The 11375-nt window shown below is 60.4% G+C and carries 12 protein-coding genes; 7 read left to right on the top strand and 5 right to left on the bottom strand.

Annotated features, from left to right (window positions below; genetic code table 11):
* The 3 genes from AC1DWF_RS09835 to AC1DWF_RS09825 form a co-directional block, all read left to right on the top strand.
* Positions 1-456 (top strand): GNAT family N-acetyltransferase (locus AC1DWF_RS09835; protein WP_476841637.1); only part of this gene is annotated, 456 nt, incomplete at its 5' end.
* Between the two features lie 112 nt (positions 457-568).
* Positions 569-1126, top strand: a complete 558-nt coding sequence (locus tag AC1DWF_RS09830) for an OmpA family protein (protein WP_476784863.1) — start codon at positions 569-571, stop codon at positions 1124-1126.
* 152 nt (positions 1127-1278) lie between these two features.
* Positions 1279-1779 (top strand): DUF1203 domain-containing protein, encoded by a 501-nt coding sequence (locus AC1DWF_RS09825; RefSeq protein WP_476787677.1) that lies wholly within the window; start codon positions 1279-1281, stop codon positions 1777-1779.
* Positions 1780-1843: 64 nt separating this feature from the next.
* Here AC1DWF_RS09825 and AC1DWF_RS09820 read toward each other — a convergent pair whose 3' ends face one another.
* Positions 1844-3328, bottom strand: coding sequence for an outer membrane protein (locus AC1DWF_RS09820; protein WP_476784864.1), 1485 nt, complete (start codon positions 3326-3328; stop codon positions 1844-1846).
* Positions 3329-3365: 37 nt separating this feature from the next.
* On the bottom strand, positions 3366-4481 hold the full coding sequence (gene ald, locus AC1DWF_RS09815) for an alanine dehydrogenase (RefSeq protein WP_476787676.1): 1116 nt from the start codon (positions 4479-4481) through the stop codon (positions 3366-3368).
* Between the two features lie 154 nt (positions 4482-4635).
* On the opposite strand from ald, the gene AC1DWF_RS09810 reads away from it, so the two are divergent.
* On the top strand, positions 4636-5109 hold the full coding sequence (locus tag AC1DWF_RS09810) for an Lrp/AsnC family transcriptional regulator (RefSeq protein ID WP_476784860.1): 474 nt from the start codon (positions 4636-4638) through the stop codon (positions 5107-5109).
* Positions 5110-5124: 15 nt separating this feature from the next.
* Here the strand turns inward: AC1DWF_RS09810 and AC1DWF_RS09805 are convergent, their stop codons facing one another.
* Entirely contained in the window at positions 5125-5787 is a 663-nt protein-coding gene (locus AC1DWF_RS09805) for a 5-formyltetrahydrofolate cyclo-ligase (protein WP_476784859.1), read from the bottom strand.
* A gap of 239 nt (positions 5788-6026) precedes the next feature.
* Here AC1DWF_RS09805 and AC1DWF_RS09800 point away from each other — a divergent pair, with 239 nt between their 5' ends.
* Positions 6027-8003, top strand: coding sequence for a bifunctional 2',3'-cyclic-nucleotide 2'-phosphodiesterase/3'-nucleotidase (locus AC1DWF_RS09800; protein WP_476787675.1), 1977 nt, complete (start codon positions 6027-6029; stop codon positions 8001-8003).
* 65 nt (positions 8004-8068) lie between these two features.
* Here the strand turns inward: AC1DWF_RS09800 and AC1DWF_RS09795 are convergent, their stop codons facing one another.
* A complete protein-coding gene (locus tag AC1DWF_RS09795) occupies positions 8069-9049 on the bottom strand; it encodes a glycerophosphodiester phosphodiesterase family protein (RefSeq protein WP_476783118.1) in 981 nt (326 codons plus the stop codon).
* A gap of 139 nt (positions 9050-9188) precedes the next feature.
* On the bottom strand, positions 9189-10445 hold the full coding sequence (locus AC1DWF_RS09790) for a class I SAM-dependent methyltransferase (protein WP_476783117.1): 1257 nt from the start codon (positions 10443-10445) through the stop codon (positions 9189-9191).
* A 371-nt stretch (positions 10446-10816) separates the two neighbouring features.
* Here AC1DWF_RS09790 and AC1DWF_RS09785 point away from each other — a divergent pair, with 371 nt between their 5' ends.
* Entirely contained in the window at positions 10817-10945 is a 129-nt protein-coding gene (locus AC1DWF_RS09785; protein WP_476783116.1) for a hypothetical protein, read from the top strand.
* A 101-nt stretch (positions 10946-11046) separates the two neighbouring features.
* Entirely contained in the window at positions 11047-11337 is a 291-nt protein-coding gene (locus AC1DWF_RS09780; protein WP_476783115.1) for a Dabb family protein, read from the top strand.
* The last annotated feature ends 38 nt before the right edge of the window (positions 11338-11375 follow it).

The following is an 11375-nucleotide window of genomic DNA, read 5'->3' as shown; positions in this document are numbered from 1 at the left end:
CTCAAGACCCGTGACATTCCGCTGCATTATTATCGCTATCTAGCCGACCGTGTCGGCCGCAAATGGCATTGGGTCAACATTCTCAGGCTCGACGACGAGGAACTTGCCGCTGGCCTGCACCGCGAAGACCGCGACATCAGGGTGCTTTATCTCGATGGTGCGCCTGCCGGCTTCATGGACCTCAAGCCGCATCTGCCCGATGAGGTCGAATTGGCCTATTTCGGCATGATGGACCATGCCATGGGGCAGGGGATCGGGCGCTGGTTCCTCGGCGCGGCGATCGATGCCGCATGGTCCTACAGACCGCACCAGGTGACAGTCCAGACCTGTACGCTCGACCATCCGGCAGCCCTGCCGCTCTATCAGAAGATGGGCTTTTCGCCCGTCGCGCAGAAGACGGAAACGGTTCGGACGATGACCTTTGCCGAGCGTGCGGCAAGCGTGATGCGACCGTGATCGCACACAACCCCRGCTGAACTGTCCGTTCATCGCGTCTTCAGCTTGGCTCAGGCCTTTTCCGCTGCATCAGATTCGACCGGATCGGTCGAAATATGCAAGGAGAATGAAGATGTTGAACCGCCGTACGCTTGCCGCCGCGCTGATCGCCGTGCTTGCCGCACCGTCTTACGCCGCAGCACAAGCGACGACGCCATCGGCGTCGCAAATCGAGCGCCAGCTCCAGGCGGCGCCAACGACGAGGCTCCAGCCCAACCAGCGCGTCACGGTTCGCGAATTCAAGCGCCGGCCGGATTTGCGCCGCATGGCGCCCTCGATTGACATCCAGTCGATCAACTTCGCCTTTGGCTCGGCCGAGGTGCCTTATTCGCAATATGGCAAGGTGGAAAACATCGCCAACGCGCTGGACCGCATCCTGCGCCGCGATCCCGAGGCGCGTGTGCTGATCGAAGGCCACACCGATGCCGTGGGTTCGTTTTCCGCCAACCAGGCGCTGTCGGAGCGCCGTGCTGCTTCGCTCAAGCAGACGCTGGTGCGCCAGTTCGGAATTCCGCGCTATGCGCTGGAAACGGTCGGCTATGGCGAAGAGTTCCTGCTCGTGCCGACCCAGAACGAGAATTGGCGCAACCGCCGCGTGACGCTGCGCCGCTACGACGCCTTCATCCGGTAAGAGCCTGCTCGCATCGATCATTTATGGAGCCCGGCTTGCAAGAGCCGGGCTTTACGCTGCCATACCACGAAAATTTTCTGCGTCGGAAATCGGGTGGGCGAGCGCCTGTGCTCGCCATAACTTGCGGCAATCGATCAACCAGGATTGCCGCTATGACCATACTCTTCCAGGCACTTCCCACCGATGCGGTGAAGGCTCTCCAGCACGGCGCCCCGGATGCCTATGGCATGACGCCCGAGCGCAAGATTTCGGATGGCGTTGGCGTGCCTTGTCGCCATTGCCTGACCAATGTCGCGGCGGGTAAGCCTTACCTCGTGCTGGCATATCGCCCATTCCCGGAACTTCAGCCCTATGCCGAAACGGGCCCGATCTTCCTGCATGCTGAGGAATGTCCACGTGCGGCTGAGACCCGCGAGTTGCCGGAGCTGTTCGCCAAGACCAAGGACTACATCCTGCGCGGCTACAGTGCGGACGATCGCATCGTCTATGGCACCGGTGCGGTGACGCTGACGCCCGAGATTGTCGGCTGGGCGGCAATGTTGCTCCAGCGCCCGGACGTGGCCTACGTGCACATGCGATCGGCAAAGAACAATTGCTATCAGTGCCGGATCGAGCGGGACGAGCCGATGACGTCAAGCGGCGCCGATATCTGACTGAAAACGAAAAAAAGCCCGCCGCATCGCTGCGACGGGCTTTGGCATTTTGCCTGAAACGGTTCTAATTGAACTTGTACTTCGCGCCGACGCGGACTGTATGGAAGGCTGGAACTGTCTCCCAGAAGTCGCCGCTGTCGTAGTCTTGGCCTTCGTAGCGCGAATAACGGTACTCGAGATTGACAGCTACGTTGTTGGTTACAGCGGTTTCAAGGCCGCCACCGACGGAGAAACCGCCAACACTCCAATCCCTGCTGTCGGACATATCGGCAAAGGTGATCTCTTCCCTGACATGCTGCCAGCTATAGCCGCCGAGCACGTAGCCAAGGGTCGACTCATTGAGCTTTGCACCAACACGGGCGAGAACATCGAAACCGTAGTCGGCGGTAGCCTCGTATCGTGCACCACCAAGCGCCAGATCGTCTGCCAGCTGCGTCGTCATGCCGGAATAACGGCCGTCGATCTGCAGACCGGCAACCCAGATGCCATTGAACTCATGGTCGTAGCCGACGCTCAATTCGCCGAAGGCGCCGTCGCCACCGAAGCCGTTGAAGGTGGCCGCGCCCGCAGCGAGATTGATTTCATCGGTGATTGCACCCGCCCCAAGCGCGCCGCCGACATAAAAGCCCGTCCAACTATAGGCCGGCGCCGCAATTGACGCACCACCGCCATTCTGGCCACCGATGCGGTAGTTGGCGCCGACGTGGAATGTATGCGTTGACGGCTCGATGTTGAGGAGAGCTCCTCCAAGATCGGCAACGGTGTCATTGCCATAGTTGGCGTAGCGATATTCGCTCTTGACGGTCCAGTTGCCACTGACCGCAGTTTCCATACCCAGCCCGAGAAGGTAGCCGCTGCGGTCGTCTTCAAATTCAATTGGTGTGCCGGCCAGGGTTCCGTCGAGCTTGAAATGCTGCCAGCTGTAGCCGCCGAGAACGTAACCCAGCGTATTGGAGGTCAGCAAATAGCCAGCTCGCGCCGCGACATCAAAGCCGTAATTGTTGTTGAGCGAGGCGTCCAATGTGCCATCCGAGGATTCCAGGGAAAGCCCAACATTGCCAAAACGACCATCGACCAAGGCGCCCAGAAGAAAGCGTTCTGACACCATGTAGTCGTAACCGGCCGTCACCTCGCCAAAGAAGCCGCCGCCGCCGAGATCCGGCATGCCGATTCGTTCGGGGCCGTTAGGATTGGCTATTTCGAGCCCGTGCTTGACAGCACCAACGCCGCCGCCGACACCGATATAGATGCCGCTCCAGTTGAAACCCGCAGCGGCCGGCGCTTCCGTTGATACTGCATCCGCTGCGTTTGATGCCGAAGAGATTGCAACTGCTGACACTGCGCCCAGCAAAAGCGCTATAAAAGTCTTACCAAATTTCATCACTACTGCCCCACTACCAATACTGGCTGTTTGGCACGGAGGCCTTCCGCGCGATGCAACATAAATGTCACATTCAGTTTGAAACCGGTGAGCCGAATTCGTTTCGGGAAATCTGTCGACAGGTGCTAAAAATCGCGTGGGAAGCCAATGACATAAAGCCCGCCGCATCACTGCGACGGGCTCCTTCTTTATTGATACAGCAGACTTAAGCCGCCAGCGCGGACTTGGCTTCCGTCATCTCATAACCCAGGGCTTCGGCGACGGCGCGATTGGTGATGCGGCCACGATGCACATTGAGGCCGTTGCGCAGATGCGGCTCGTCGGCGAGCGCCTGGAGGCCACGGTCGGCCAGCGCCAGGCCGTAATGCAGCGTGGCGTTGTTGAGCGCATGGGCCGAAGTCACCGGCACGGCACCCGGCATGTTGGCGACACAGTAATGGATGATGCCGTCGACCTCGTAGGTGGGGTCGGCGTGGGTGGTGGCGTGCGAAGTCTCGAAGCAGCCGCCCTGGTCGATGGCGACGTCGACAAGCACCGCGCCCTTCTTCATGCCGGACAGCATCTCGCGGCTGACCAGCTTGGGCGCCGCCGCCCCTGGAATAAGTACGGCACCGATGATGAGATCGGCGGAGAAGCACTCTTCCTCGAGCGCTTCGACAGTCGAATAGCGCGTGTGGACACGGCCAGCGAAAAGATCATCGAGCTGGCGCAGGCGCGGGATCGAACGGTCGATGATGGACACATCGGCGCCGAGACCGGCGGCCATGCGGGCGGCATGCAGGCCAACGACACCGCCGCCGATGACCGCGACCTTTCCCGGCAGCACGCCAGGCACGCCGCCAAGCAGCACGCCACGGCCACCATAGGCCTTCTGCAATGCCGTGGCGCCTGCCTGGATTGCCAGACGACCGGCCACTTCCGACATCGGAGCCAGCAAAGGCAGGCCGCCGCGCTCGTCGGTCACGGTTTCATACGCGACCGCAGTCACCCCCGACGCGAGCAGCCCCTTGGTCTGCTCCGGATCGGGCGCAAGATGCAGATAGGTGTAGAGGATCTGGCCTTCGCGCAACTGCGCCCATTCATTGGGCTGCGGTTCCTTGACCTTGACGATCATGTCGGAGCGGGTGAACACCTCTTCGGCGGTCTTGGCGATCTGGGCGCCGGCCGCACGGTAGGCGTTGTCATCTGCGCCGATCCCGGCACCCGCGCCTGTCTCGACCAGGACGTCATGGCCATGGGCGACGTATTCGCGAACCGAGCCGGGGGTCAGCCCGACGCGGTATTCATGATTCTTGATTTCCTTGGGGCAACCTACGCGCATTTCCTGCTCCTCCGCAGCCGTTTTGGCCGTCGTTCCCTGATGACGAAGTCAATCACGAATCGTTCCGAATATGTTTGCGAAAAAGGTTGCGCTACCGCAGGTTGATCGATAATTTTTGCGCACATCCTCTGTATTGTCGAAGGAAATTCGAAGAATGCCGTTGGACAGGATCGATATCGCTATTCTGGACGCGCTTCAGAAGGATGGGCGGATGCCCAACGCGGCGCTGGCCGAAAAGATCGGGCTGTCGCAATCAGCCTGTTCGCGTCGCCTCGACAACCTCGAAAAGTCAGGCATCATCAGTGGTTATCATGCCAGGCTTTCGAGCGCGGCACTCGGTCACCAGATGACGGTGATCGTGCATATCTCGCTGTCGGGACAGTTCGAAAAAACGCTTTCGGATTTCGAGGTCGCGGTGAAGCGCTGCCCCAACATCCTGTCTTGCCATCTCATGTCGGGCGAATACGACTACATCCTGCGCATCGCCGCCCGCGACTTGCCCGATTATGAGCGCATCCACAAGGAATGGCTGTCGGCCATGCCGCATGTCATCAAGATCAACTCGTCATTCGCCTTGCGCGAGATTGTCGACCGCATGGCCACGGGCATGCGGCCGGATCTGGCGTGACCGCAAGCAATGGCTTCAGCGGATGATTCCGGCCTCGGTAACGATCCTGTCCATGGGAATGTCGTGCGGCTGCGGGAAGATCGTTGCAATGCGCGTGATCTCGTAGCCTACGCCTATGACCAGTGCCTTTTTCGGCAACGCGGCCAGTGTTCGGTCGAAGAAACCGCCGCCATAGCCTAGCCGGTAGCCCATAGCGTCGAAGCCGACGAGTGGGGCAATGACGATATCGGGGATGACCTCCGGGCTGGCGACAGGGACGGGTATGTTCCAGACGCCACGTTCGAGCTTGTCGCCCGGTGCATAGGCGCGAAAGATCAGCGGTCGACCCAACTCGATTGCGATTGGCAGCGCCGACTTGCCGCCGCGCGCATTGACCGATGCCAGCCATGGCCGAAGGTCCGGCTCGCCCCGGAACGGCCAGTAGAGGCTGACCATCTTGCCCGCCACATCGCCGGTGACTTGGTCGAGCCCCTGCGCGATCAGGCCGGCCATGGCCGTGCGAACGTCAGCGGGGATGGCAAGTCGGGATTCGATCAGCCTTGCGCGCTCGGCTTTGCGCCAGCGCCTGACATCCGGCCATTCCGGCGCGGGCACGGCGCGGAATTCGGGATCAAGCTCATGCATGAAACATGGCGGCGAGGCGTATTGCGCCGGTTGTTCGTCGTCGAGATCGGCCATGTCGCACCTTTTTGAGGTTTCGAGCAGCGTCGAGCCTAGTCCTGCATGCTGGCTGCCTGTGGTCAACGGGCGACATCGCGCTGGCCGAACAGGTCGCAAAGCGTCTGGACCAATCCATTCCCCCGCAGCCTGTCGCGCTGCTGTCACGCGAGTCGGCTGGACTCGCGCGGATTTTGGCGCGACATTTGATCTTTGGGACGCCGGCTAAATACTGTCAGTTCATTTCCTGGAGAATGAAAATGTCCAACATGGTTCACCCTATGTCTCGTCGTTCCTTTCTTGCCGGATCGGCCGCGGCGAGCGCTCTTGTGATGCTGCACCCGTTTTCGGCGCGCGCCCAGGCCAATCAGGCGCATCTGCGCATCATGGAAACGACCGACCTGCACGTGCACGTCTTTCCCTATGACTACTACGCCGACAAGCCGAACGACACGATGGGTGTTGCCCGCACGGCCACGATCATCGACGCCATCCGCACTGAAGCCACCAACTCGATCCTGGTCGACAATGGCGACTTCCTGCAGGGCAACCCGATGGGCGACTACATGGCCTATCAGCGCGGCATGAAGGACGGCGACGTCCACCCGATCATCAAGGCGATGAACACGCTGGGCTATGATTGCTCGACACTCGGCAATCACGAGTTCAATTACGGGCTCGACTACATGTTCAAGGTGCTCAACGGCGCCAATTTCCCGGTCGTCTGCTCGAATCTGACCAAGGGCGAACTGGCCGCCGACGCGACCAAGGACGAACTGTTCCTCAAGCCCTACGTGATCCTCGACAAGAAGGTGAAGGACGGTTCGGGTGCCGAGCATCCTATCCGCATCGGCCTGATCGGTTTTGTGCCTCCGCAGGTGATGACCTGGGATTCCAGGCATCTGCAGGGCAAGGCGATGACCCGCGACATCGTCAAGGCAGCTCAAGCCTGGGTGCCGCAGATCAGGGAACAGGGCGCCGATATCGTCATCGCACTCTCGCACTCCGGCATGGGCACGCCGCAAGCCGCGGAAAACCTGGAAAACGCCTCGATCCTGCTCGCTGGCGTCGACGGCATCGACGCGATAGTTACCGGCCATAGCCATCTCGACTTCCCCGGTCCGAAATTCGACAAGGTCGACGGTGTCGACAACGCCAAGGGCACGATCAATGGCAAGCCGGGTGTGATGGGTGGCTTCTGGGGCTCCCATCTCGGCTTGATCGATCTTCTGCTCGAGCGCGACGGCAATGCCTGGAAGGTCATCAGTTCGACGAGCGAGGCACGCCCCATTTCCAAGCGCGTCGACAAGAAGGTGGTGCCGACAGTCGAGAGCAAGCCGGAGGTCGAGGCGGCAGCCAAGGAAGAGCACGAGGCAACGCTCGCTTATGTCCGCACCCCGGTCGGCAAGACGTCGGCGCCGCTCTATTCCTATTTCGCGCTCGTCGCCGACGATCCGTCGGTGCAGATCGTCAGTCAGGCGCAGATCTGGTACATCAAGGACATGCTCAAGGACACCGAGCACAAGGATCTGCCGGTGCTTTCGGCTGCGGCTCCCTTCAAGTCGGGCGGGCGCGGTGGTCCAGATTATTACACCGACGTTCCGGCCGGCGCCGTGGCGATCAAGAACGTCGCCGACCTCTATCTCTACCCCAATACGGTACAGGCGGTGGCGATCACTGGCGCACAGGTCAAGGAATGGCTGGAGATGTCGGCCGGCATCTTCAACAAGGTCGAACCCGGCAAAGCCGACCAAGCGCTGATCAATCTCGATTTTCCATCCTACAATTTCGACGTCATCGACGGAGTGGCCTACAAGATCGATCTGGCGCAACCACCGAAATACGATCCCAAGGGCGCCGTGCTGAACGCTGGCTCCAACCGCATCGTCGACCTGATGTTCGAGGGCAAGCCAATCGATCCGGCGGCGAAGTTCGTCGTTGCAACGAACAATTACCGGGCTGGTGGCGGTGGCAATTTCCCTGAAATCAACGCCTCCAAGCTGGTGTTCGAAGCACCCGATACCAACCGCGACGTGATCGTGCGCTACATTGTTGATCAGGGCACGATCAACCCGTCGGCCGATGCCAACTGGTCGTTTGCCCCGGTTGCAGGCGCGTCGGTGATCTTCGAGACCGGTCCCAAGGCCAAGGATCACATATCCGAAGTCAAGGCTGTGAAGATCGAGCCGGCCGGCGATGGCGCTGAAGGTTTTGCGAAGTACCGCATCACGCTTTGAGTTTTCGCAGGGTACCAAGGCGGCTGGAGCGATCCGGCCGCCTTTTTGTTTAGCCCTGACTCAGGTCAGTTGGCCCTACGCTCAACCGCAGGCGCAACCAGATCGAGCGCATCGGTGGATATCCCGCCGGAGTAGCCTGCAGGCAGCGCATCGATGGTCGCCGGGTCGTCGATGCCGTCCGAGAAGCCCCCGCCATGGTAGGGCCCCAGCAGATAGACATTGGTGCCGACGCTCTCCATCCGGTCGAGGAAGCGGTTCGGCCAACCCCATAGCAAGGGCGCAATGTTTATCGGCACGCCCAGGGTTGTGCCCCGACAGTCTTCCGGCACATAGCCGCTCCAGCCGAGCCCTTCATAGCGCAACAGGCAGCGCATCAGCGATTGCTTGGACAGTGTCCGTATGGCGGGAAGGGCCAGCTTGATTGCCTGGACCGGCTTGTCGCCGCCGACGATGGTGAGGGATGACAGGCGTTCAGCCGGCAAAGTCGACAGGAAGGCTGCGAGCGCTTCGCCCTCCTTGGCATCGTTGCTCTTGACGTTGATATGGAAGTGCTGGTCGGGAAAGCGCTTGAGAATTTCGTCGAGCGTCGGCATCAGCCCGACGCCTTTGCCACGGAAGGGATATGTCTTGCCGCCATCGGCGGTATAGCCGTAGCCGACATCAAGCGTCTTGAGCTCAGCCATCGAATGGTCGCGCGTCTCGCCGCTGCCTTCGGTGCGGCAGTCCACTGTCCAGTCGTGGAAGACGGCGAACTTGCCGTCGGTGGTGGGGTGCACGTCGAGCTCAAGCACGTCTGCACCCATGACAAAGGCTGCTTGCATGGAGCGGACTGTGTTTTCCAGATAGTCGTGCCGGGGCGGCAGCATCCGCTCGGCTGTACATGTGTCGCTGGTCAGCCCGGTCCGGTCGAACTCCTGGGCAAGCCCCCTGTGCGCGAGCATGACCGGCTCGCCGGCAGGCCGGTTTGAAAGCAGCGATGTGTTGTTGAGGTAGATCGCCCCGCCAACCGTCAGAGTAGAGAGTAGGAAAATGCTTCGCTTGCGCATGTCTTGATTCGCTCCGAGGCCCGGCCCTCGAAGCTATACTGAAGACAGATTCGGCATTTTCACGACGGAAAGACGTCGTAAAACTGCCTTGGGAAAGCAACCGCAAGACAGATTGCGTGCTGACGCAGACGATCGAAGTTTAGGCCTTGTAGACCACCTGCCGCACGTCGATATATTCGGCGCGGAACCCTGCTTCGCAATAGTGGAGGTAAAACTCCCAGAGCTTCTTGAAGCGCTCGTCGAAGCCAAGTGGCACGATGCGTTCCCACGATGACCAGAAACGGCCGCGCCATTCGGCGAGCGTGCGCGCATAGTCCTGCGGAAAGACACGCTCGCGCAGATAATCGAGCCCATGCTCGGCACCTAGCGACTTGAGCAGGGCCGGCGTCGGTAGCATGCCGCCGGGAAAGACGTAGCGCTGGATGAAGTCGGGGCGCTTGCGGTAAAGCGGATAGGCGGCCTCGTTGATGGTGATGATCTGCAGACCCGCCGTGCCGCCCGAAGGCAGGCACTGTTTCATCTTGGCAAAAAAGGCCGGCCAGTATCGTTCGCCCACTGCCTCGAACATCTCGATCGAGGCGATACGGTCATAGGTGCCGGTCTCGTCGCGATAATCCTGCAGCTTGAATTCAACCTTCTCGGAAAGCCCAGCATTGTGGATGCGCTTTTGGGCGAAGTCGAACTGCTCGCGGCTGATTGTCAGCCCTGTCACCTTGCAGCCGATCTCGCGTGCCGCAAACTCGGCAAAACCGCCCCAGCCGCAGCCGATCTCCAGCACATGGTCGTTGGGGCCAATGCCGGTATCACGCGCCAAGGCTCGATACTTCTCGGTCTGAGCGCCTGCCAGGTCGTTGGCGCCCGTCGCATAGAGCCCCGAGGAATAGGTCATGCTCGGATCCAGCCATTGGCTGTAGAAGGCATTGCCAAGGTCGTAGTGGGCGGAAATGTTGCGTTGCGACCCGGTGCGGGTGTTTTCGTTGAGCCAGTGGCGAATACGCTGGATGGTGGTGAGCAGCCAGTTGGTGCCGCCGGCAACGCCTTCTCCCGCCTCGGTGTTGATCACGAACAGCTCAAGGAAGCTGGTGACGTCGGGGCTTTCCCAATCGCCGTCGATGTAGGATTCGGCGACCCCGATGGTGCCGCCGCTGAAGGCGCGTGAAGGAAGCTTCCAATTGTGCAGCACGATCTCAGCATCCGGTCCCGGCGCCTTACCGCCGACCAGAATGCTGCGGCCATCCGGCATCTTCACCTTGAGCGAACCGCGCGGCAGGTGAAGTGCTGCCGATAGCGCCATGCGCACGCGCGCCGGCAGGCCTCTGGCAAAGTCCGCGACATTGCCCTCGTGAAGCCTCGTCACGCCATGATTGGTAGAACCGTCCGAAGTCCTCTGGGCCATGTCGACGTCCCAAGTTCTTGCCCGGTACGGCGTGTCGGGCCCGTTGCTCCTGGTTTTTGTGCCGCTGACGTGCCTGGCTGAAGATGCGCCGCCGCCGCATCTCCAGACAGGTTGCGAAGGACTTGGCCGGGGGCTGCCATGACTTCCGCGTGCTGCGGCGAATTCCTGCCGTGATCTTCACCGCCAAAATCTGGAACTTCAAGTGACATCTGGCAAGCGCTGATATGCCAGATGAATTATCAGGCCGAATGAAACGCGTTGCAAAGGCGAAAGGCGAGTTTGTTAAATATTATAGGACACTAATTTAGTTGCCGAGATTCGTAGGGCCCGTGGAAACAATGGGTTTCCGTGGCAGTCGGGGAGGGCACGCATTGCGATATGTAATTGTGATCATGTGCGGCACCGTGTTCCTCATCTGGGATCTTTTCTACAACCACGGTAACGCCATCGGCGAGACGGTGCGGGAAGTTCATCGCGTCGTGCGTATGATCATCGGTTGAAAGCGCATCCGCGCGAATCGAACTGCTGCTTTTTGGCGGATTGACGCGGACCAAATGCCGACCCAAAAGGCGCCAGCGAAAGCAGCAGAAGGAGTCGCGGCTTGATCCGGCACATCGTGTTCTTCAGTGCGCGCCAGAAACAGGACGTCGAGATGATCCGTGAGGAATTGTCGGCGCTTGGCGGCATTCCGCATTCCACCGTCTTCGAAGTGACGGTCAATACGAAGGTCGATCCGTATTCGGACGAGGTCGACATCGTCGTTTATGCCGAGTTTGCCGACCAGGCAGCGCTGGCCGCATACAAGGCCCATCCGCTCTATGACCGTACGACCCAGCGCGTACGCCCCATGCGTGAAATGCGCTATTCGGCGGATGTTGTCGCCGCACAATAAAAAACGCGCTCCGGGATGTCCCGAAGCGCGTCGTTGAA

The sequence above is a fragment of the Aminobacter sp. P4_D5 genome, from assembly GCF_056401815.1.
The sequence above is the reverse complement of the archived record's forward strand: the minus strand, read 5'-3'. Positions and strand labels throughout refer to the sequence as shown.

What these genes read in the sequence shown, in the direction of transcription:
- AC1DWF_RS09830 (WP_476784863.1), top strand. Translation starts at nt 569, where the DNA reads ATGTTGAACCGCCGTACGCTTGCCGCCGCGCTGATCGCCGTGCTTGCC.
- AC1DWF_RS09825 (WP_476787677.1), top strand. Translation starts at nt 1,279, where the DNA reads ATGACCATACTCTTCCAGGCACTTCCCACCGATGCGGTGAAGGCTCTC.
- AC1DWF_RS09820 (WP_476784864.1), bottom strand. Translation starts at nt 3,328, where the DNA reads ATGCGGCGGGCTTTATGTCATTGGCTTCCCACGCGATTTTTAGCACCT.
- ald (WP_476787676.1), bottom strand. Translation starts at nt 4,481, where the DNA reads ATGCGCGTAGGTTGCCCCAAGGAAATCAAGAATCATGAATACCGCGTC.
- AC1DWF_RS09810 (WP_476784860.1), top strand. Translation starts at nt 4,636, where the DNA reads ATGCCGTTGGACAGGATCGATATCGCTATTCTGGACGCGCTTCAGAAG.
- AC1DWF_RS09805 (WP_476784859.1), bottom strand. Translation starts at nt 5,787, where the DNA reads ATGGCCGATCTCGACGACGAACAACCGGCGCAATACGCCTCGCCGCCA.
- AC1DWF_RS09800 (WP_476787675.1), top strand. Translation starts at nt 6,027, where the DNA reads ATGTCCAACATGGTTCACCCTATGTCTCGTCGTTCCTTTCTTGCCGGA.
- AC1DWF_RS09795 (WP_476783118.1), bottom strand. Translation starts at nt 9,049, where the DNA reads ATGCGCAAGCGAAGCATTTTCCTACTCTCTACTCTGACGGTTGGCGGG.
- AC1DWF_RS09790 (WP_476783117.1), bottom strand. Translation starts at nt 10,445, where the DNA reads ATGGCCCAGAGGACTTCGGACGGTTCTACCAATCATGGCGTGACGAGG.